This window comes from Microbispora rosea (assembly GCF_044460045.1).
GTDB lineage: Bacteria > Actinomycetota > Actinomycetes > Streptosporangiales > Streptosporangiaceae > Microbispora > Microbispora rosea.
Genome location: NZ_JBITJO010000017.1, coordinates 84,709 through 105,491 on the forward strand (window position 1 = coordinate 84,709; position 20,783 = coordinate 105,491).

The 20,783-nt window shown below is 70.2% G+C and carries 15 protein-coding genes, 1 tRNA gene and 1 pseudogene; 12 read left to right on the forward strand and 5 right to left on the reverse strand.

What is annotated here, in order from left to right:
• Positions 1-333 precede the first annotated feature (333 nt).
• The 3 genes and pseudogenes from ACIBK1_RS39255 to ACIBK1_RS39265 all read left to right on the forward strand — a co-directional run.
• A pseudogene (locus tag ACIBK1_RS39255) lies at positions 334-798 on the forward strand (serine hydrolase); the annotation flags it as partial.
• A 142-nt stretch (positions 799-940) separates the two neighbouring features.
• Entirely contained in the window at positions 941-1,375 is a 435-nt protein-coding gene (locus ACIBK1_RS39260) for a CBS domain-containing protein (protein WP_030511186.1), read from the forward strand.
• Between the two features lie 215 nt (positions 1,376-1,590).
• Positions 1,591-1,965, forward strand: coding sequence for a CBS domain-containing protein (locus tag ACIBK1_RS39265; RefSeq protein ID WP_030511185.1), 375 nt, complete (start codon positions 1,591-1,593; stop codon positions 1,963-1,965).
• 14 nt (positions 1,966-1,979) lie between these two features.
• Here the strand turns inward: ACIBK1_RS39265 and ACIBK1_RS39270 are convergent, their stop codons facing one another.
• Both ACIBK1_RS39270 and ppsA read right to left on the reverse strand, forming a co-directional pair.
• A complete protein-coding gene (locus ACIBK1_RS39270) occupies positions 1,980-2,267 on the reverse strand; it encodes a hypothetical protein (protein WP_030511184.1) in 288 nt (95 codons plus the stop codon).
• Between the two features lie 54 nt (positions 2,268-2,321).
• Positions 2,322-4,754 carry a phosphoenolpyruvate synthase gene (gene ppsA, locus ACIBK1_RS39275; RefSeq protein ID WP_396740724.1) on the reverse strand — a complete coding sequence of 811 codons (2,433 nt, stop codon included), beginning with the start codon at positions 4,752-4,754 and terminating at the stop codon, positions 2,322-2,324.
• A 396-nt stretch (positions 4,755-5,150) separates the two neighbouring features.
• On the opposite strand from ppsA, the gene ACIBK1_RS39280 reads away from it, so the two are divergent.
• The gene (locus tag ACIBK1_RS39280) at positions 5,151-7,532 is read left to right on the forward strand and encodes a glycoside hydrolase family 65 protein (protein WP_396740726.1); all 2,382 of its coding nucleotides are present in this window, start codon (positions 5,151-5,153) and stop codon (positions 7,530-7,532) included.
• A gap of 70 nt (positions 7,533-7,602) precedes the next feature.
• On the opposite strand, the gene ACIBK1_RS39285 is transcribed toward ACIBK1_RS39280, so the two are convergent.
• The gene (locus ACIBK1_RS39285; protein WP_030511181.1) at positions 7,603-8,553 is read right to left on the reverse strand and encodes a helix-turn-helix transcriptional regulator; all 951 of its coding nucleotides are present in this window, start codon (positions 8,551-8,553) and stop codon (positions 7,603-7,605) included.
• Between the two features lie 63 nt (positions 8,554-8,616).
• Here ACIBK1_RS39285 and ACIBK1_RS39290 point away from each other — a divergent pair, with 63 nt between their 5' ends.
• The 7 genes from ACIBK1_RS39290 to ACIBK1_RS39320 all read left to right on the forward strand — a co-directional run bounded on the left by ACIBK1_RS39290 (position 8,617) and on the right by ACIBK1_RS39320 (position 16,665).
• Positions 8,617-8,745 carry a hypothetical protein gene (locus ACIBK1_RS39290; protein WP_269321823.1) on the forward strand — a complete coding sequence of 43 codons (129 nt, stop codon included), beginning with the start codon at positions 8,617-8,619 and terminating at the stop codon, positions 8,743-8,745.
• The gene (locus ACIBK1_RS39295; protein WP_396740729.1) at positions 8,730-9,179 is read left to right on the forward strand and encodes a carboxymuconolactone decarboxylase family protein; all 450 of its coding nucleotides are present in this window, start codon (positions 8,730-8,732) and stop codon (positions 9,177-9,179) included. The genes ACIBK1_RS39290 and ACIBK1_RS39295 overlap by 16 nt, the downstream gene beginning before the upstream one ends.
• Positions 9,180-9,333: 154 nt before the next feature.
• Positions 9,334-9,939, forward strand: coding sequence for a YdeI family protein (locus tag ACIBK1_RS39300; protein WP_396740731.1), 606 nt, complete (start codon positions 9,334-9,336; stop codon positions 9,937-9,939).
• A gap of 716 nt (positions 9,940-10,655) precedes the next feature.
• Positions 10,656-10,726 (forward strand) — tRNA-Ser (locus tag ACIBK1_RS39305).
• 107 nt (positions 10,727-10,833) lie between these two features.
• Complete coding sequence (locus ACIBK1_RS39310) at positions 10,834-12,414, forward strand: TROVE domain-containing protein (protein ID WP_396740733.1); 1,581 nt, start codon at positions 10,834-10,836, stop codon at positions 12,412-12,414.
• Positions 12,415-12,840: 426 nt separating this feature from the next.
• Positions 12,841-15,183 carry a DUF4132 domain-containing protein gene (locus ACIBK1_RS39315; protein ID WP_051762408.1) on the forward strand — a complete coding sequence of 781 codons (2,343 nt, stop codon included), beginning with the start codon at positions 12,841-12,843 and terminating at the stop codon, positions 15,181-15,183.
• 285 nt (positions 15,184-15,468) lie between these two features.
• The gene (locus tag ACIBK1_RS39320; protein WP_231514107.1) at positions 15,469-16,665 is read left to right on the forward strand and encodes a coiled-coil domain-containing protein; all 1,197 of its coding nucleotides are present in this window, start codon (positions 15,469-15,471) and stop codon (positions 16,663-16,665) included.
• 37 nt (positions 16,666-16,702) lie between these two features.
• On the opposite strand, the gene ACIBK1_RS39325 is transcribed toward ACIBK1_RS39320, so the two are convergent.
• Entirely contained in the window at positions 16,703-17,905 is a 1,203-nt protein-coding gene (locus tag ACIBK1_RS39325; RefSeq protein WP_396740735.1) for an NAD(P)/FAD-dependent oxidoreductase, read from the reverse strand.
• A gap of 80 nt (positions 17,906-17,985) precedes the next feature.
• Complete coding sequence (locus ACIBK1_RS39330) at positions 17,986-18,927, reverse strand: RNA polymerase sigma-70 factor (RefSeq protein ID WP_030511172.1); 942 nt, start codon at positions 18,925-18,927, stop codon at positions 17,986-17,988.
• Positions 18,928-19,353: 426 nt separating this feature from the next.
• On the opposite strand from ACIBK1_RS39330, the gene ACIBK1_RS39335 reads away from it, so the two are divergent.
• Positions 19,354-20,772, forward strand: coding sequence for an MFS transporter (locus ACIBK1_RS39335; protein ID WP_030511171.1), 1,419 nt, complete (start codon positions 19,354-19,356; stop codon positions 20,770-20,772).
• The last annotated feature ends 11 nt before the right edge of the window (positions 20,773-20,783 follow it).

Here is a 20,783-nt window from a genome sequence, read left to right on the forward strand (position 1 = left end):
CCGGGCGTCAGAGGACCGCCCGGGAGACCCGTCACTCGTGACGCAACCGTCATCGCCCGCACTCCCGAGACGGTGCGTCACGGGAGGTTCGATCGCTCCGGATCGCTGTCGTTCTCGCGTGTATCTCGTCGCGGACACGCTGGGAGAGCAGGGTAAGGCGTTCGCTGTGGCGGACCTGGGGCGCCCGCGGGTCGCGCAGCGCGAGCGCGGGCGCGGGCGCCGGAAGGCGCGCGAGCTCCGCGGCGCAGCGGTCGCGGGCCGTCGCGATCGCCTCGCTCGGGGCGAGCCGCCTCCCCGCCGCCATCACAGGGGCGAGCAGGGGGCGTCGGCCGAGACGCCCACCTTCGTGCCGACCGCGTAGATGTCGATCGGGGCGCGACCGTGCTCAACACGAGTTTCGCGCCCGGATCCGGCGACCTGATCTCGACGGTCGGAGATCTGAACCGGTTCGCCTCGGTCCTGCTGGCAGGGCGTCTGCTACCACAGCCTGTCCTGCGGCAGATGCTGACGCCGGTTCGCGGTTCCCGCGCGGGCTCGGATATCGACAAATACGGCCTCGGCGTGATCATCACGAAGCTCCCCTGCGGGATCACCGTGTACGGTCACGGCGGGACCCTCGACGGTTATCTCACTGGCGTGACCGCGCAGTCGGGCGGCACCCGCACGCTCGCCTGGGTGATCAATGGCAGTTGGGGAGTAGAGAACCAGATCGCACTGATGGACAAGGCCTACATCGCCGAGTTCTGCGGCCGCCGTCAGCATGCCTCCTCTTCACCGGCCGGTCCACGGCCCCGCTGACGCAGCGGGTCACCTGTCCCCGTGACGCCGGCGCAGCCTCCTACTCGTGAGCCTTGCTTCGAGCAGGGCCTCGCTACTGCTCATGGCCAGGGTGGGTATAAGGGCTGGAACGCGAGTCACCGAATGTGTATCGGGGGCATCGATGAGCGTAACGGATATGGGCAAGAAGGCCCGGGACGTCATGCACGAGGGTGTTCAGTGCATCGGTGAACACGAAACGCTGCGTACCGCCACGCAGATGATGGCCGACCTGGGCGTCGGCGCGCTGCCCATCTGCGGGGACGACGACCGGCTCAAGGGGATGATCACCGACCGCGACATCGTGGTCATGTGCTGCGCGCACGGCATGGACATCGACCGGACGACCGCCGGCGAACTGGCCCGTGGCCTGGTGTGGGTCGACGCCGACGCCAGCGTGGAGGAGGCGCTGTTCGCGATGGAGGAGCACCACATCAAGCGCCTGCCCGTGATCGCGCGTCATCGTCTGGTCGGCATCATCAGCGAGGCGGATCTGGCCAAGGAGCTGTCGGACAGCAAGCTCGCGGAGTTCGTCCACCGGGTCTACGCGCTCGACTGACCGCCGGCGGCCGCCCAGGCGGTCGGCGAGCGGCAGGTCGTGCGGCACAAGGCGCACGAGCTCGCCTGGGCGACCCCTGCCGAGGCCGCCTTCGACATGGAGCAGCTCGATTACGACCGTTACGACGGCCACTGCGGGCTCATCACACCCAGTGGATGACCGGCGTCCCCGGGCGGTGTGGTTGGGTGGATGTGCTGGTGAGGAGGGGAGGACGCATGCGTATTGCCAACGTTTACCGTCCCCTGGTGTTCGGCTGTTCGGTGAGTGCGACGCTGCCCGAGGTGGCGCGCCGGATGACGGAGAAGAACATCGGCGCGCTCGCCGTACTCGAAGCGGACCGGGTCGCGGGAGTGATCACAGAACGGGACCTCGTGACGGCACTTGCCACATCCGACGATCCCGCCGGGCTGAGCGCGGGAATGTGCGCGTCGTCGGACATCAAGACCGCGACCTTGGATGAGGATACGCGCGAGGTGGCCCGCCGCATGCTCGACCACGGCATCCGCCATATCCCGGTGGACCAGGACGGGCGCCTGATCGGCATGGTGTCGATGCGCGACCTTCTCGCGTTGGAGACACTCGCGCCGTAGCAGCCGTACGATCTTCAGGAATCAGGGGCGGGTCCGCGTTCCGGCGAAATGAGCGCGAGCTCCAGTTCGATACACGCCTCCAGTTCCTTCTTTCCGGGCAGACGGCGCAGGCGTACGAGCATGTTCGGAATCTGCTGCCCGAGCTGGTCGAGGGCGACCACCAGAGGAGTGATGTCCCAGCGGGCGTGGCCCGGCTGGGCGCGGAGGTAGCGCGCGAGCCGGTTGTCGAATTCCCGGCGCAGCTTCTCGTCGTCGTGGACGTAGCGGATCACCAGTTCCCGGTCGTCGCCTTCGTCGATCATGAGACCTCCTGCACGTGAACGTGGCCGCCGGGCGACGGTGTGGGACGCCGGCACTCAGGCCGGCGGCCACGACTGCGTTCCGCGGACCGCTGGGGCAGGTTCCCGGCGCTCCTGTGCGCGTTCGGCCGCGGCGACGTTCTCCTTCACGGAGAAGAAGCTGTCCGGCGCGACGGAGATCGAGTCGATGCCCGCCTCGACCAGGAACCGGGCGAAGTCCGGGTCGTCGCTGGGACGCTGTCCGCAGAGCCCGACCTTGCGCCTCTTCGCGTGCGCGGCCGAGATGAGGTGCTCGATGCTGCGGGTGAGGGCGGGATTGCGTTCGTCGAACAGATGCGCCAGCTCGGCGGAGTCCCGGTCGACCCCGAGGGTGAGCTGGGTGAGGTCGTTGCTGCCGATGGAGAACCCGTCGAAGCGATCGGCGAACTCCTCCGCCAGGATGATGTTGGCTGGGATCTCGGCCATGGCGTAGACCTCCAGGCCGCCTCGGCCCCGCCCCAGCTTCTCCTCGGCCATGACCCCCAGGACCCGGTCGGCCTCCTCGACCGTACGGCAGAACGGGATCATCACGATGACGTTGGTGAGACCGATGCGGTCCCGCACCCTGCGGATGGCGCGGCATTCGAGGGCGAAGCCCTCCCGGTATCCCTCCGTGTAGTAGCGGCTGGCCCCGCGCCACCCGAGCATCGGGTTCTCCTCGTGGGGCTCGAACCGCCGCCCGCCGACGAGCCGGGCGTATTCGTTGGTCTTGAAGTCGCTCATTCGTACGATCACGGGGTCGGGCCAGCGGGAGGCGGCGATGCGGGCGATGCCGTGGGCCAGCCGCTCGACGAAGTACTCCGTCAGGTCGTCGTAACCCCGGGTGAGCTCGGTGATCCTCCGAAGGGCGTCCTCCTCGACGCGCCCGGGGTGCACCAGTGCCATGGGGTGGATCTTGACGTGGTTGTTGACGATGAACTCCATCCGCGCCAGGCCGACGCCGTCCGCGGGCAGCCGCCACCACCGGAAGGCCGCGGCGGGGTTGGCCAGGTTGAGCATGACCCTGGTCGCGGTGGCCGGGATGTTCTCCAGGCTGATCTCCTCCTCCTCGTAGTCGCGCAGGCCCTCGTAGACGTGGCCCTCGTCGCCCTCCGCACAGGAGACGGTCACCGTCATGCCGGCACCGAGCAGGGCGGTCGCGTCGCCGGTGCCGATGATCGCGGGGACGCCGAGTTCGCGGCTGACGATGGCGGCGTGAGAAGTGCGGCCGCCGTGGTCGGTGACGATCGCCGCGGCCCTTTTCATGATCGGCTCCCAGTCGGGGTCGGTGATCTTCGTGACGAGCACCGATCCGGTCACGAAGTCGTCGATCTGCGCCGCGCTGGTCAGATTGCACACCGGCCCTGCCGCTATCGCGTCTCCGATGGCCAGCCCCTTCACCAGTGGCTCGGCCATTGGTTCCCCGGCGGCGCGGATGCGGTAGGTGCGCAGCAGCGACGCCTCCCGGCGCCGGTGGACGGTCTCCGGGCGGGCCTGGACGAGGAAGATCTCGCCGGTCCTGCCGTCCTTGGCCCATTCCATGTCCATCGGGGTGCCGTAGTGGTCCTCCACCGCGGCGGCCCACCGGGCCAGCAGCAGGATCTCCTCCTCGTCCAGCGCGTACCGGACCGCCTCTTCCTCGGATGTGTCGAGCTGACGGGTTCCTCCCGCCGCGTCGTAGACGACCTTGCGTTCCTTGCGGCCCCGGGTCTTCGACACGATGGGGCACAGGCCCGGGTCGCCGAGGAGCGGCTTGAACACCACGTACTCGTCGGGATCCACCCTGCCGCCGACCACCGTCTCGCCCAGCCCCCAGGAGGCGTCGATCAGAACCGACCGGGGGAAGCCGGTCTCGGTGTCGATGGAGAACATTACCCCGGCCGCGCCCAGGTCGGAGCGGACCATGCGCTGCACCCCGACCGACAGGGCGACGTCCAGGTGACCGAACCCGCTGTCCTCCCGATAGCTGATCGCCCGGTCGGTGAACAGGGACGCGTAACAGCGGAGACAGGCGCCGAGCAACGCCGCCGCGCCGCTGACGTTGAGGTAACTCTCCAGTTGCCCGGCGAAACTGGCCTCCGGCAGGTCCTCCGCGGTCGCGCTGCTGCGGACCGCGACATCCGGGTCGATGGTCGCCAGGCGATCGGCCAGCTCACCGTATGCCTCCTCGGCGGCTTCGACGACCGCCGCCGGAAGCTCGGCCGCCAGGAGGGCGTCGCGTATCGCACGGCCGACGACCGGCAGGTCGGCGCCTCGGTGCAGGCGGCCGATCTGCTCCGCGATCACCTCGTCGAGCCCGTTCACCTGGATGAACCGGCGATACGCCTCTGCGGTGAGAGCGAAGCCCTCCGGCACGCGAACCCCCGACTGGCCCAGGTTGCGCGTCAGTTCCCCCAAGCCCGCGTTCTTCCCGCCCACCAGGCCGACGTCCGTACGGCCCAGCTCGGCGAACCACCTGACCAACCGCGACATGGCTCACCTCGCCGAGTGTCGACTACGAGAGTCCCTCCCACCCTTCGCCTCGTGCGGCCGGTGAGGTAGGGGACTTCGTCTCCGGCCTGCGGACGAACGTCCCGGCACGCCCCCGACCGGACTCGGTCAGGAGCCGGCGGGACGACTCAGGACGTCGCACGTGGAATCACATCGGTCCGTGGGTACGGAGCCAGGAATCGGAGCGTCCCGTGCTCCAGTGCCTCGAACTTGAGCGGAAGAACCGGACCTGGGAGGCGATGACGGCACGGGCTTGCGGGCGTACGCGCGGCGGAGCCTACGGCACCCGGGAGGCGCCGCGTCGACCCGCCACCGGAGGCCGGGCGCCGTCTGGACCTCCCGCTCGGATCGACCGGGGCAGGTCCGAGAGGAGCTGCGTTGAATCCGTGGTCACTGACTTATGAGGGGTTCGATCCCGGTCACGAGGGACTACGCGAGGCGCTGTGCACGCTGGGCAACGGCCGATTCGCCACGCGAGGTACGGCACCCGAAGCCGAGGCCGACGCCGTCCACTACCCGGGGACGTACGTTGCCGGATGCTACGACCGGCTCACCTCGAACGTCGCCGACCATGAACTGACCAACGAGGACATGGTCAACCTGCCGAACTGGTTGCCGCTGACCTTCGCGACACCTGGCTCCGAGTGGTTCTCACCCAGCGCAGCGGACCTGCTCCGGTACCGGCAGGAACTGGACATGCGCCACGCCGTCCTGCACCGGCTGATCCGTTGCCGCGACCCCGAGGGCCGTATCACGTCGGTGCGGCAGCGCCGCCTGGTCTCCATGGCCGACCCCTACCTGGCCGGCCTGGAGACGATCTTCACGGCCGAGAACTGGTCGGGTCCTCTCCGCGTACGCTCCGGCCTGGACGGGCGCGTGGCCAACAGGGGAGTGGCCCGATACCGCGAACTACGCGGCGACCATCTGACGCGGCACGCGACGGGGACTTGTGCGCCCCTGACATGGCTGCGCGCGCGGACCCGCTCCTCCGGTATCGAGGTCGCCCTGGCCTCCCGGGTCGACACCTCTGCGAGCAGTGGAGGTGAGCCCGAGGTCGAGCGGCACGACGATCACGTCATGGAGACACGCGTCTTGCGGCTGGAACGGGGCCACCCGGTCACGGTCGTCAAGACGGTGGCGCTCACCACATCGCGCGATCTCGCGATCGCCGATGCGACCTCGGCCGCGCTGCGGCGGGCCGAACTCGCGCCGGGGTTCGGCGAACTGCTGCGACAGCATGAGATCGCCTGGCGTGACCTGTGGGAACGGGCCCGGCTCGACGTGACGGGCCCGCGCATCCTGCGGGACATCCGCCTGAACACCTTCCATCTGCTGCAGACCCTGTCACCGCATGCCGCCGACCTCGACATGGGTGTGCCCGCACGTGGCCTGCACGGCGAGGCGTACCGGGGACATGTGTTCTGGGACGAGCTGTTCGTGCTGCCCTGGCTGAGCCTGCGGTTCCCCGAGATCGCCCGCGGGCTGCTTCGCTATCGCCTGCGGCGGCTCCCGGAGGCGCGGGCGGCCGCCCGCGCCGCGGGCCTGCGCGGGGCGATGTTCCCCTGGCAGAGCGGCAGCGACGGCCGCGACGAGACTCCGCGGTTCCACCTCAACCCCCGCTCCGGCCGGTGGACACCGGACCACACCTACCTGCAGCGGCACGTCGGGCTGGCCATCGCCTACAACGCCTGGCAGCACTACGCGATCACCGGCGACATGGAGTTCCTCGCGGGGACGGGTGCCTGCCTTCTTGTCGAGATCGCCCGCCTTTTCGCCTCGCTGGCGCGGCTCAACCCCGTGTCGGGCCGCTACGAGATCCAGGGCGTGATGGGGCCGGACGAGTACCACGACGGCTACCCCGGCGCAGCGTCCCCGGGCCTGGACAACAACGCCTACACCAACATCATGACGGTGTGGCTGCTGCTGCGCGCTCGTCAGGCGCTCGCCCTGATGCCGCAACGCGCGCGGGAGGATCTGCGCCGCCGTCTCGGTCTGACCGATGTGGAGACCGAGCGGTGGGAGGAGATAACCCGGCGGATGCGCGTCGACTTTCACGATGGGGTCATCAGCCAGTTCACCGGGTACGAGCACCTGGCGGAGCTGGACTGGGACCGTTATCGCGGCGTGCGGCGGCTGGACCGGGCGCTGGAGGCCGACAACGACAGTCCCAACCGCTATCGGGCGTCGAAGCAGGCCGACGTGCTCATGCTGTTCTACCTGCTCACGGCCCGGGAGGTGAGGCAGATCCTCGACAGGCTGGGCTATCCGGTGGCACCGGGCCTGACCCGACGCACCATCCGCCACTACCTCTCCCGCACCTGCCACGGTTCGACCCTGAGTGCGGTGGTGCACGCCTGGGTGCTGGCGCGATCCGACCGCATCGGCTCATGGCGATTCTTCACCGAGACGCTGACCGGCGACATCACCGACGTACAGGGAGGGACCACCGCCGAGGGCGTCCACCTGGGCGCCATGGCCGGCACGCTGGACCTGGTCCAGCGCTGTTACCTCGATCTCGAGGCCCGGCCCGAGGGCCTGCACCTGAATCCGGTGCTCCCCGAACAGCTGACCACGCTGTCGCTGTGCCTCCGCTATCGAGGCGCGGAACTCGTCATCGACGCCGATCCCACCCGCGTGCGGATCAGCCGGGCCGACGACGGTCCTACCGCCCTGGATTTCGTGGTGCACGGCCACCACGCCCGGCTTCGGCGCGGCGACAGCCGCACCTTCCCGTTCCCGGAACGGAGGCACGACGGCTGACCAGCTCGGCACGCGGACTCGGCCGGGCGAAGCCGACACGGTGAAGGACTCGATTATCGGGGTGTTCGGGCTACTGGTTGTCCTCGAGGAGTTGTTGCGTGCGGGCGAGGAATGCCTGGCGGACCTCTTCTGGGTGCAGTATCCGGAGTGGCCGGCCGAGGCTGAGCAGGTAGCGGGCCAGGCTGTCGGCGTCCGGCCCGCCGATGTCGATGATCGTGGCGTCATCGCCGTCCGGGTGGTGGACGCCGACCGTCGGTGGCACCAGCCTGCGGGCCTCATCGGCCGGTACGGCCAGGCGGATGGTCACCCGCACCGGGTAGGGCCTCAGCGCGACGCCCGTGCTGACCATCTGCGCCGGATCTGGCGGGTCGGGCAGGGCGGTGGCCTGCCCGGTGGCTGTGGCGTCGATGATGCGATCGGTACGGAAGGTCCGCCAATCCTGCCGCGTCAGGTCGTAGGCGAGGAGATACCAGCGGCGGCCGGTGTAGATGAGCCGGTAGGGGTCCACTCTGCGGGTGGACGTCGTTCCGGCCCCGTCGCGGTAGGTCAACTGGGTGCGTTCGCCTCGCCGGCACGCGGTGGCCAGGTCGAGCAGCAGCGTGGGGGAGATCTGGCTGTCGTCGGGTCGTGCGGTGTGGGTGAACGCGGCGTCCAACTCGCCGAGCCGGTCGGCGATCCTGGCCGGCAGCACCTGGCGCAGTTTCAGCAGCGCCGACAGGGCTGCCTGGTCGCTGCCGGAGACTCCGCTGAAGGCGGCGGTGCGCAGCCCGACGGCGACCGCGAGGGCCTCCTCCTCGTCGAGGATCAGTGGCGGGATGCTGGTTCCTGGCCCGAGGTGGTAGCCGCCCCACGGGCCCATCTCCGATTCGATGCCGTAGCCGAGTTCACGTAGCCGGGCGATGTCCCGGCGAACCGTCCGTTCGGTGATTTCGAGCTGGGCGGAAAGATCAGCGCACGTCCAGGACCGCCGCGTTGACAGCAAAGACAGCAGCCGCAGCAGCCGCGCCGAGGTGTTGACCACGGCCAACAGTTTGCTCGATAACCAGGACCGTTTCTGACCGGGTCACACCGTAATGTCGCCGGCATGACCGAGAACGCCTCGGCCGAAAAGTCCATTACGGCCACGATCACCTGCGCCAAGGTGCGTCAGCGGACGGGCCCGGATGAACGCAACGTAACCGACGAGGAGCAGGACCCATGGAAGCACGCATGAAGAGCGTGGCGAGTCCCGACCTGATCACAGCGATCCAGCATCTGCAGAAGGCGATTCACGCCGGTGGCGTCGACCCGCTCGTGCTCGAACTGGTCCATCTGCGGGCCAGCCAGATCAACGGCTGCAGCCCGTGTGTGTTCGCCGGCGTCCAGTCGGCGAAGAAGCATGGAGAGACCGAGGAGCGGCTGCACAGCGTGGTCGCCTGGCGCGAGGCCCCGTTCTTCACGGAAGAGGAGCGGGCAGCGCTCGCGCTGACCGAGGCCGCCACCCGGATCCAGGACGGCGCGCCGGGCGTGACCGACGAGATCTGGGACGCCGCTGTCACCCACTTCGACGAGAAGCAGATGTCCGCGATCATCCTGAACATCGCACTCACCAACTTCTTCAACCGGATCAACCACACGATCCGGGAGCCGGCCGGCAAGACCTGGTGAAGGCGGGCGGGCGTCATCCGTCCAGGGGGCCCGGTGGCGACGCGGCGAAGGACGTGACCGGCCGGCTCCCCCGCTGATCGATCCAGCGCCACTTCCGGCAGGCCCCCGTCCTGGGCCCCTACCTTCGGGTGACCGCCGACAACCTCAGGGACACATGACGATGAGCGACGAACTACCGGAACTGACCGTTACCGATGCCCAAGCCTGGCGGGAGTGGCTCAGCGGGCACCACGACAGCTCGGCAGGGGTGTGGCTGGTCCTCGCCAAGCAGAACACGACCGGGCCCACCAGCCTGACCTATGACCAGGCGCTCGACGAAGCCCTGTGTCACGGCTGGATCGACGGCCGGCTACGACGGCGGGACGAGACCACCTTCTACCGGCGCTTCACCCCTCGCGGAAGGCAGAGCCCCTGGTCAGCGCGGAACGTTTCCATCGTCACCCGCCTGATCAGCGAGGGCCGGATGCATCCGGCCGGAATGACCGAGGTCGAACGCGCCAAGGCCGACGGCCGCTGGGACACGGCCTACGCGGGACAAGCCGGCATCGAGGTGCCGGCCGACCTGACCACCGCGTTGGCTGCGAATCCGCAGGCACAAGCGATGTTCGACATCCTCACCTCACAAAACCGCTACGCCATTCTCTATCGGATCGCGAACGCCAAACGCGCCGAGACCCGAGCCCGCCGTATCACCCAGTTCGTCGACATGCTCGCCCGCGGGGAGACGTTCCACCCGCAAAAGCGCGCCCTCGGCAGTTGAATGCCGGCCCACTCCTCTCCCCGCCTCGCTCCTCCAAACAGGACTCGCAATGGTGTTTTCACTCCGCCTTGGAGGGAGTGGCCCAAGAGCGGGCGACGCCGCATCTCTTCGACGGCGCGGCCTCATCGCATCAGTCCTTCGGAGTCGCTTCGGCGAAGCCATCACCGCCGCTCGACCGACGCTGCCTCCCTCCTGCGGAACCACCGACCCGAACTCAGCGTCCCCGCATGTCAGGCCGGCCCCATCCCCGTGCGGAACAGATGCGCACAATGCGTCTGGCTATACGAGTTCGCATGGCAAAAATGGGAAGCGGCGAGGCGCAGGAGAGGGCTAGGCTTCCTGGTGTTCCAGGTGCGGAGGCCCCGGCTACTTCTTCAGGTGAAACTATGCCGGCGCCGTCCACCGACCTCTGGAACGCACAACTCGATATGCACCTCCCGGTGCGAAGGCAACGGCTACTTCCTCTACCGAAGGAGCAACGCGGGTTCGAATCCCGCCGCCGACTCGTTCGGCGTCGTCCAGCGGCCTAGGACACTTACGTATTCCGTCGCCGAATTCGATCTCGGGAGGCCACAACTTGATATGCACCTCCCGGTGCGCCGACAGCGGTTACTTCGAGGTTCGATTCCTTGCAGCCCCACCCATGGGGCTGTCGCCCATCTGGTGGGCGTGTCCGCCGTCACCTTGATCTCGGGGGGACCACAACTTCAGAGCGTGCCCGGTGCGCAGGCGAGGCCTACTTCCACTGTTAATGGGGCGGTCACTGGTTCGAGTCCAGTCGGCGGCTTCGGTCGCCGTAGCTCAGTCGGCAGAGCACCACGTGGCTTCACCGACCTGATCTCGGGCACGCTTTCTGGACGCGGGCTCCTCCCATCGCGGAAGGGGCCCGTTTTCATGGCCAGATTCAACCGTGGCACGGCTCGGGCCACGACCGACAGCCCGGTGACCACCGAGGCGCAGCCGACCGGCCGCACGTACGAGGGCGCGCCCGGCTACATCCGCGACGCCAGGTCGGAGCTGTTCCTGCTCGCCGTCTCCAACATGGTCGGCGAGGACACCTTCTATGAGAAGGCGGGCGACCGCGACGAGCGCTTCCGTGCCCTCGTCCACCAGGTGGCCGTCGAGGACGGGGACTGGCTGGCCCGCTTCCTGCCGTGGCTGCGCGGCGAGGCGAACATGCGGTCCGCGCCGGTCGTGGCCGCGCTGGAGGCCGTACGGGCCCGCCTGGCGGCTGGACTGCACGGCGGCAACCGCGAGCTGGTCGCCTCCGTGCTGCAGCGTGCCGACGAGCCGGGCGAGGCACTCGCGTACTGGACGTCGCGGCACGGCCGGGCCATCCCGAAGCCGGTGAAGCGCGGCATCGCCGACGCCGTTCAGCGGCTCTACACGGAGCGGTCCCTCGCGAAGTACGACAGCAACGCCCGCGGCTTCCGCTTCGGCGACGTCATCGATCTCGTCCACCCCACCCCGGCCGGCGACCGGCCGTGGCAGGGCGACCTGTTCGCCCACGCGCTCGACCGGCGTCACGGCCGGGACAAGCCGATCCCGCAGTCGCTCCGCGTGCTGCGCGACCGGGCCGAGTTGCTCTCCATCCCGGTAGGGGAGCGGCGCTCCGTGTTGGCCGACCCGCGCCGCCTGGCTGCCGCGGGCATCACCTGGGAGGCGCTCGCCGGCTGGCTGCAGGGCCCGATGGACGCTCAGGCCTGGGCGGCGGTCATTCCCTCCATGGGGTATATGGCGCTGCTCCGGAACCTGCGCAACTTCGACGAGGCAGGCATCGGCGACGAGCTCGCGGGTCAGATCATCGCCAAGCTGACCAACCCGGAGGAGGTCGCGCGGTCGCGGCAGCTGCCGTTCCGCTTCTACTCGGCGTACCGGACGGCGCCGTCGCTGCGGTGGGGCCACGCGCTGGACACGGCGCTGACCCTGGCCACGCGGAACGTGCCCTCGTTCCGGGGACGGACGCTCGTGCTGGTCGACACGTCGGCGTCGATGTCGTCCGGCGCGGTCTCCGCGCGGTCGACGGTCACGCCGGTCCAGGCCGCCGCGCTGTTCGGCGTCGCCCTGGCGGCGCGCGGTGACCAGGTGGACCTCGTGGGCTTCGCGAACGGCACGTTCCGGCACGAGATCCGGCCGGGAGCGTCGGTGCTGCGCGAGGTCGATCGCTTCTGCGGACGGATCGGCGAGGTGGGCCACGGCACGCAGATAGCCGACGCGCTGCGCAGGTCCTGGAAGGGGCACGACCGGGCGGTGATCCTCTCGGACATGCAGACCATGACGGGCCACTACGCGAACGGGGTCACAACCGCGGTCCCGGCGCATGTGCCGCTGTACGGGTTCAACCTCGTCGGATACAAGGCGGCGGCGATGCCGACCGGCTCGGGCAACCGCCACGAGTTCGGCGGGTTCTCCGACGCGTGCTTCCGGCTGATCCCGCTGCTGGAGGCGGGCCGTCACGCCGGCTGGCCCTTCTGACGACGAGTCCGCCTCGCCTGCCGTACGGCCAGGCGAGGCGGTCGTGAGGAGAGGGCATGACGAGCACCGTCGGCGACCCCAACTCGGCACCCACCCTCGCGACGAGGTGGCACGCCGGACACCTCCCGAGGTCGTCGGCAGGGATCTGCAGGCCGCCCTCGTCACCGAGCCCGTTCCCGACGACGCGGCCATCCACCTTGGCGATCAACTCGCAGCCTCATCCAAGCCGGCTCCAGGACGCCGATGAGGGTGCCGGGGCCGGCCATGCGCTAGACGGCTGGCCGCTGCCGGCCGATTGATTTCTTCACCCGCATTAGTGAGCGGCCACGACGTCTCCGATCTGGATCGAATCATGGCAGGGGATCTGTCGGTTCCGGCTGATATCCATGATCAGCCAGCAGTTCCGATCACTATAGGAGCCCTGTCATGACGTCAGCGGGCAGATGGGACCACACGGACCCGGCCACGAGGGCTGCCTACCAGCGGTTCGACGAGCTCACCGAGCAGGGACTCGGCCCTGGCCCCGACGTCGACTGGCGGGTTTACGGCACCTACGCGCAAATGAAGCTCTGGCTGGGGCCGGAAGGCGGCCACGACTACGACGAGCAGGTGCTGCGTGTGGTCCGGTCGGTGGCCGCGCGCGACATCGACTTCACCTACCGGGAAGCGCACCACCTCATGGAACGGGCGGGGTACTGGGTGCGGCAGGGGCACACCCGCTATGAGGAGCTGTTCCGGATCCCGCTCGCGGCGGCCCGCCGGTTCGACTACCAGCTGCGCCGGGACCTGCTGCGCTGGCTGACGTCGGGACCGCGGTTGAAGGACGCGCGGGCGCTCCTGGCCGAGCAGGTGACCGAGCTGCTCACCGAACCCGCCGAGCGCGGCCCGGCCGGGGTGGTCCGGACCGAGATCGGGGACACCGACCACTTCGCCCGCATGCTGGCGGAGGAGTACGGCGCGCGCCTGGTCGAGGTGCTGCCGTTGTTCCGCCACTGGAACACCGCCCGCTCGACCAAGCCCAGCGCCCGGTGGCTGAGGAACGCCGCGCGGATGCTCACCCCCGGCGCGGTCGCCCTGGTCCGTGAGCTGCTCACGCGGCTGGTGGCCTACCGGGGCGGAGACTGGGTCGTCCGCTACGACGACGAGGAGTGGTGGGACAAGGTCTTCCTCAAGGAGGACACCATCGTCGTGGTGCGCGGCATCCTGTGGACCTGCCAGGTCATCGACGAGCGCTGGGTGACCTCGCTCGTCACCGACGTCGCGATGACCTGCGGCACCGGCAGCAACGGGATGGGCTCCACGTGCCGCTGCGAGCCTGTCACCAACGCCGCCGTCGGCGTTCTGGCCCGCAGGGGCGGCCTCGACGTGATCGTCCCGCTGTCCAGAATCCAGGCGAAGGTGCGCGCGAGGTCCGTACAGAGGAATCTGAGCCTTGCCCTCGACGCGGTGGCCGCCGAGAACGGGCTGACCCGCGAGCAGCTGCTCGACCGGACGGTCCCCACCTTCGGCCTGGACGCCGACGGCGTCCGCGAGGAGAAGATCGGCGACTACCGGGTCAGGTTGTGCGCCGACGTGCCCGCCCTGCGCTACGTGAACGCCGCCGGCAAGACCGTCAAGTCGCTGCCGAAGGATCTACGCGCGGAGCTGTCCGATCTACGGGTCATCTTGAAGGAGCTCAAGCTGGCGCAGGCGGCCGAGCGGTCCCGCTTGGAACAGGCGATCGTCCATGAACGGACGTGGCACTGGCGCGAGGTGACCGACTACTTCCTCGACCATCCCGTCACCGGCCCCTATGCCCGCACGCTGGTCTGGCAGATCGCCGGCGGCCCGGCGGCGCTGCCGGTCAAGACCGCCGACGGCTGGGAACTGGCCGGTCACCGCCCCGCCCCCGACGCCGTGGCAGGCCTGTGGCACCCGATCCACGCGACCGCCGGCGAGGTGTCGGCGTGGCGCGACCATCTTCTCGAGAGTGGTGTACGCCAGCCGTTCAAGCAGGTCTTCCGCGAGCTCTACCTGCTGACCCCCGCCGAGGAGCGGACTGGCACCTTCTCCAACCGATTCGCCGGTCACATTCTGCGCTATGGCCAGGCCCGGACCCTGCTGGGCCAGCGCGGCTGGACCGGCCGGTCGATCGGCAACTGGGACTACGAGAACGGCGGTGACCAGGGCGAGGTGGCGCGCGACCTGGCGGGCTGGCAGGCCCGCTGGGCCATGCACATCGTCTCCGCCCCCGGGCCCGAGACCCCCATGCTGTGCGCCACCGAGGGCATCACCTTCCACCGCGACGGGCAACCGGCGTCGATGGCCGATCTGCCGCCGCTGGTGCTGTCGGAGATCCTCCGCGAGGCCGACCTCGCCGTGGGCGTCGCCTCGGTCGCCCGCGACGACCAGGCGCTGATCGGCCACGAACGCTATTGGCGCTCCCACGGCTTCGGCGAGTTGACGGAGACGGCCAAGACCCGGCGCGAGGTGCTGGCGCGGCTGCTGCCGAAACTGAAGATCGCCTCCCGGGTGGAGCTGACCGACAGATTCCTTCTCGTACGGGGCGACCTGAGGACGTACAAGATTCATCTGGGGTCGACGAACATCCTGATGGAGCCCAACGACGCGTACCTGTGCATCGTCCCGGCGAGTGGGCGCGCGGCCGGATCGGTGTTCCTGCCGTTCGAGGACGACGGGGGGACGCTGTCGGTGATCCTTTCGAAGGCGCACCTCCTGGCCAACGACACGGCGATCACCGACCCGACGATCACCCGGCAACTCGGCTGAACGACCGCTCAGACACCGTCGACAGCCGTTTTCGCCAGGCCGGATCGCGCAGCACGATCTGGATCAGATGCATGGTGAGGTCGTGACTGGAGCTGTCAGCACATGGCACGTTGCCGTGGCCTGTCAGTGGGGGATACGCGGCTCCGCTCACGCGGCCGCGCGCGGTTCGGATAGCTTGCGAGAATTACCCATCTCCCAAGTTACGACGCCGAGTTCGGCGCGCAACGGATAGCTAGTTTCTATTTTTCATTTCCAGAAATTCGAAAATTCGGTACGCTGACCGCCGTGACGACCTCCGTGACCATCACCGCGTGCAAGCACTGCGGCGCGCCCATCGAGCAGCCGATCCGGCGGGGGAGGCCGAGGGAGTACTGCCCGGACGGCGACTGCCAGGCGGCGGCCAAGAGGGAGCGGGAGCTGCGCCGCGCCACACCGGGCCTGGAGGGCGCGCTGGCGCGGGTGGAAGACCTGTACGAGCGCATGGAGAAGGGCCTGTCCGCGGCGATCGAGCCGCTGGCGCAGGTGCTCGCCCAGGAGCTGAGCCCGGCGGGAGTCGAGGCGAAGCTGAGCGCGATCCAGGCCGAGGCGCACACGAGCGTCGCCATCGCCCGCGCCGAGCGCGAACAGGCGCTGGAGCAGGTGCGGCTGGCTCGCGAGGCCGCCGAGGAGGCCCGGCGGGAGGCGGAGGAGGCCCGCCGCCGGACGGAGGAGGCCTACGCCGAGCGGGACACCGCCTTCGCCGACGCGGAAACCGCCCGCGAGCAGGCCCTGGCCGCGCTGCGGGAGGCGGCCAGCACGGAACGGCGGGCCAGGCAGGAGGCCGATCAGGCCGTTCGCCGGGCCGAGGTCGCCGAGACCGCCCGCGAGCAGGCCGTACGCGAACTGGCCGACCGGGTTGACCGGGCCACGGCCGAGGTCCGCGTGGCCCGGGAGCAGGCCGAGCAGGCCGTCAGGGAACGCGACGAGGCGCAGGCCGGCGCCCGGACGGCGCGGGCGGAGGCGGAGCTGGCCCGCCGCGCGCATCGTGAGGCCGAGCAGTCCAGCGCCGCCGCGGTGGCCCGCGCCCAGGCGGCCGAGGCCGAACGCGACCGCGCGGTGGCGCGTGCGGAGGCCGAACGCGACCGGGCCGTGGCCCAGGCCCACGACGAGCGTGACCGGGTGCTGGCCAGGGCCGAGGCGGCGGAGGCGGCCCGGGAGCAGGCCGTCACGGAGGCCGCCCGGCTGCGCGCGGAGGTGGCGCAGGCCGAGGCGCGCGCCGGCGCGGCCGGCGCGGAGGCCGCCCGGGCGGAGCGGGACGCACGGGCCGCCACTGCCGAGCGGGAGCAGACCAAGGCGGAGCTGTCCTTGGAACGGGCCCGGCTGGCCGATCTGCGCGCGCAGCTCGACGTGGCCCGGGCCGAGGCGGCCCAGCTGCGCGAACGCGCGGTCGCCGCCGAGCTGCGGCTGCGCCAGGAGGCTCCCGAGCCCCCGCCCGGGCCGTGACGACGCTCCGTCGTCTTCTCTCGCCGCCCGTTTGGCACTACGCCGTCGCCTTGACGGCCGAGCCCGCCGCGGCCGGCGTCACCGTGACACGGCGGCGCCGGACCGGCAGCCCGAACGTCGGGTTGGCGACGCTCCAGGCGGCGCCCTTGCAGATCAGCTCCTTGTAGACGGCGGCCAGCCGCCCGGTCAGGACCGCCCCCACGGCGCGGTCGTCGGCGGTGACGTACTGGATCAAGCCGTTCCTGCGGCCCAGCGAGATGCACTGGTTGACGTAGCGGATCGGAACGTTCGGAAGCTTCCCGCCGGTCAGACGGGCCGCGATCGCCTCGGCGGCCTGCCAGGCCGCCAGAGTTCCCGAGGCGCACGACATGCGCAGCGGCTTGTTCCCCGGGCCCATCGCCATGGCCGCGTCGCCGACGGCGTACACGTCCGGGTGCGAGACCGAGCGCATGGTCGTGTCGACCACGATCTGGCCGGTGCCGGTGACCTCCAGGGTGGTCGCCCTGACGATCGGGTGGACCGCGAAGCCGGTGGCCCACACGCTGACCGCGGCGGGGATGGCCGTGCCGGCGGCGGTGGTGACGCGGTCGGCTTCGACGCCGGTGACTGCGGTGTTCTCGTGCACGGTGATCCCGAGCGTGCCGATGACCTTCCGCAGGTGCGCGCGCCCCTTCGGCGACAGCCAGTCGCCGAGAACGCCGTCGACGGCGAGCGCGACGTCGAGGTCCGGGCGGGCCTCGGCGATCTCGGTCGCGGCCTCCAGTCCGGTCAGGCCGCCGCCGACGACGACCACGGTCTGCCCGGCATCGAGGCGGGCCAGGCGCTCGCGCAGCCGCAGCGCTCCGGACCGGCCGGCGATCTCATAGGCGTGCTCGGCGGTGCCGGGGACCCCCTGGGAGTTCCAGCCGCTGCCGAGGGCGTAGACGAGCGTGTCATAGGGGAGTTCTTCGACCCCGGCGCCGTTCACGTCGGCGACGGTGACGGTCTTGCGGTCGGCGTCGAGGCCGGTGACCTTCGCGAGCTTCAGCTCGACGCCGGTGCCCGCGAACATCTCGCTGAACGGCCGGGGCTTGAGGTCCTGGCCGGTCGCCAGCTGGTGCATGCGGACGCGTTCGACGAAGTCGGGTTCGGCGTTGACGAGAGTGATGGCGGCGTCCTCGCGGTGGAGCCGCTTGGCCAGGCGCCCGGCGGCGATGGCTCCGGTGTATCCGGCTCCGAGGACGATGATGCGGTGCTGCATGCCCGTGCTCCTGTCTGCGTGATGTGCCACCTGAACCGGGCAGCACGCGGATTCCTGACAGGAAGGCGATGTGACGTGCCTCACACAGTGAACACGGGCTCCCCGTGGTCGGCGGCGGCCCACTGCGCGGTCGCGCGTTCGAGCTTGTCCGGGTTGACCTGGCTGCGCACCCCGGTGATCCCGTCGGCGGTGATTTCCAGGCACATGACGCCGACGACCCGGCCGCCCACGACGGCCACGACGGCGGGCTCGTCGTTGGCGGTCCAGAGGTAGATCTCGGACGTGCCGCCGACCAGTTCGCGCTTGGCCTCGCCGGGTCTGAACAGGCCGCGCAGGAACTTCGCGACCGCGACGGCGCCCGTGAACGCCTTGGCGCGGGCCGGGATCTTCCCGCCGCCGTCGCCGATCGCGACCGCGTCCTCGGTGAGCAGGCCCACGAGCGGCTCGATCCGGCCTGTGGTGGCGGCCGCCAGGAACTCCTCGACGATGCGTCGCGCGGCGGCCTTGTCGGCCGAGGTGCGGGCCTTGCCGTCGGCGACGTGCTTCTTGGCACGGTGGAAGATCTGCTGGCTGGCGGCCTCGGTGATGTCGAGGATCTCGGCGATCTCCCGGTGCGGGTAGTCGAAGGCCTCCCGCAGCACGTACACCGCCCGCTCGTTGGGGGACAGGCGCTCCATGAGGGTGAGGACCGCGTACGAGACCGATTCGCGCTGCTCGGCGGTGTCGGCCGGGCCGAGCATCGGGTCCCCGGCGAGCAGCGGCTCGGGAAGCCACTGGCCCACATAGGTCTCGCGGCGCGCCCGGGCGGAGGTGAGCTGGTTGAGGCACAGGTTGGTGAGGACCTTCGTCAGCCAGGCCTCGGGGACCTCGACCCGTTCGACGTCGGCGGCCTGCCAGCGCAGGAACGTCTCCTGCACGGCGTCCTCGGCCTCGCCGGCGGAGCCGAGGAGGCGGTAGGCGATGGCCTCCAGTCGCGGCCTGGAGGCCTCGAACCGGTCGACGTCGTTCACGGTCAAGGGCATGACCCGATCCTAGGTCGGGCCGCGTCGAAGCGCCGCCGCCGCATCCGCCTCTCGGTTGTCCGTCCGTACGCATCGTGAGCAGCCGGTCGTCTGGTCCCGGCCGTGACCGCTTCGCCGCTGGGCCGCGGCCGAAGACGGCGCTGACACTGACCAGGGGAGATATAGGGGGCGAGCGTAGACTGAAGCGGTTCTGAAACAGAACAAGCGGTAGGAGTTCGTCCTCCGGGGCGCGCGGCTCTCCGCAACCGGTGACGAAGCGCCGGTGAAGAGCGACCGCGGGAGCATCGTGTCGCACAGCCAGATGGGGGATCTCGCTGTGACATGCAATTTCACCGGCCCGCACGACAACCCTCCCGTCTCTGCCGTCAGCGGCCGCGGCCCGGCCGGGGCACCGGGGCAGGCGAGGTGCCTGCGCGCTGAGCGGCCATGGCTCGGCTGCTGAGAGAACGACCCCGTCCGGCACGTGTGCGGGAACACCCGTACGCGCCGTGGTTCGCCGTGGGCTCAGTGTGCATCGGCGCGTTCATGGGGCAGTTGGACGCGAGCATCGTCACGTTGATCTTCCCGGCCCTTCAGCGCGGGTTCCATGCGCCGCTGGCGGCTGTGCAATGGGTGGCGCTGGCCTACCTGCTCACCGTGGTCGCCCTGCTGGCCGGTGCGGGACGCCTGGCCGACGTCGCAGGCCGCAAGCTGGTCTATCTGCACGGGTTCGTCGTCTTCACCGCCGCGTCGGCGGGGTGCGGGTTCGCGCCGTCACTGCCCGTCCTGGTCGCGTGCCGGGTGGTGCAAGCGGCGGGAGCGGCGATGTTGCAGGCCAACAGTGTGGCTTTGGTGGTGACCAGTGTCCCCCGGCGGCGGGCGCGGGCCGCGCTGGGCACGCAGGCGGCCGCCCAGTCGCTGGGGCTGGCCGTCGGCCCGTTGGTGGGCGGGCTGATCGTCGGCCTGGTGGGCTGGCGGTGGGTCTTCTGGATCAACGTGCCCGTCGGGCTGGTGGCCGTCGTCGCCGGCCGCTACCTGCTGCCCCGCACCCGCGAGCGTGCTCACGGCGGGGCCTTCGACGTGGCCGGTCTGGTCCTGCTCGCCTGTGCCGCTTCTGGCCTGCTCCTGGCCGCCTCGGCCGCATCCGGCCTGGGGTGGCCGCCATGGGCGATCGCGGTCCTGCTGGCCGCTGCCGTCATATCCGCTTTCGCGCTGCGGAGCAGGGAACGTCGGGCGGACACTCCGCTGCTCGACCTGGGCATGGTGGGTGACGCCGCCGTGGCGCGGGGTCTGGCCGGCGCGCTGTGTGGCTATCTCGTCCTGTTCGGCCCGCTGGTGCTCATGCCACAGGTGTTGCTCGCCGCCGGATTGAGCGAGCCACATACCGGTCTGGTGCTCAGCGCTCTGCCGGCCGGGTTCGCGGTTGGCGCGCTTTGGGGTGATCACCTGTTGCCGCGCCGGTGGGGCAACAGGCCGCGTTGCCTGACCGGCGCCGTGGCGGCCACCGCGGGGGTCGGGCTGGCGGCGGTGGAGCCTACCTCGCCCGGCCTGCTCGCCGTCTTCCTCGGTGTGCTGGGCGCGGGTCTTGGCGTGTTCGTCCCGGCCAACAACGCCGCAGTCATGGCCGCCGTTCCGGCGCGGATGTCGGCGACCACCGGAGGGCTGATCAACATGGCACGTGGTGTGGGGACCGCGCTGGGCATCGCCGTCGTCACCCTCGCCCTGTACGCGGCGGGAGGAGCCGGCGTGACCGGGGCCCGCCTCGCGCTGGCAGGGCTCGGGGGCGCGGCGCTCGGCGCCGCCCTGACCACAGTCGCGCCGTCCCGGCAGGACCCCGTCCGCAACAGGGAAGGTGATCCTCGATGACCTCGACCACT

Excerpts from the sequence above, each read along its gene's own strand:
- ACIBK1_RS39260 (WP_030511186.1), top strand. The coding sequence starts at position 941 with ATGAGCGTAACGGATATGGGCAAGAAGGCCCGGGACGTCATGCACGAG.
- ACIBK1_RS39265 (WP_030511185.1), top strand. The coding sequence starts at position 1,591 with ATGCGTATTGCCAACGTTTACCGTCCCCTGGTGTTCGGCTGTTCGGTG.
- ACIBK1_RS39270 (WP_030511184.1), bottom strand. The coding sequence starts at position 2,267 with ATGATCGACGAAGGCGACGACCGGGAACTGGTGATCCGCTACGTCCAC.
- ppsA (WP_396740724.1), bottom strand. The coding sequence starts at position 4,754 with ATGTCGCGGTTGGTCAGGTGGTTCGCCGAGCTGGGCCGTACGGACGTC.
- ACIBK1_RS39290 (WP_269321823.1), top strand. The coding sequence starts at position 8,617 with ATGACCGAGAACGCCTCGGCCGAAAAGTCCATTACGGCCACGATCACC.
- ACIBK1_RS39295 (WP_396740729.1), top strand. The coding sequence starts at position 8,730 with ATGGAAGCACGCATGAAGAGCGTGGCGAGTCCCGACCTGATCACAGCG.
- ACIBK1_RS39300 (WP_396740731.1), top strand. The coding sequence starts at position 9,334 with ATGACGATGAGCGACGAACTACCGGAACTGACCGTTACCGATGCCCAA.
- ACIBK1_RS39310 (WP_396740733.1), top strand. The coding sequence starts at position 10,834 with ATGGCCAGATTCAACCGTGGCACGGCTCGGGCCACGACCGACAGCCCG.
- ACIBK1_RS39315 (WP_051762408.1), top strand. The coding sequence starts at position 12,841 with ATGACGTCAGCGGGCAGATGGGACCACACGGACCCGGCCACGAGGGCT.
- ACIBK1_RS39325 (WP_396740735.1), bottom strand. The coding sequence starts at position 17,905 with ATGCAGCACCGCATCATCGTCCTCGGAGCCGGATACACCGGAGCCATC.
- ACIBK1_RS39330 (WP_030511172.1), bottom strand. The coding sequence starts at position 18,927 with ATGCCCTTGACCGTGAACGACGTCGACCGGTTCGAGGCCTCCAGGCCG.
- ACIBK1_RS39335 (WP_030511171.1), top strand. The coding sequence starts at position 19,354 with ATGGCTCGGCTGCTGAGAGAACGACCCCGTCCGGCACGTGTGCGGGAA.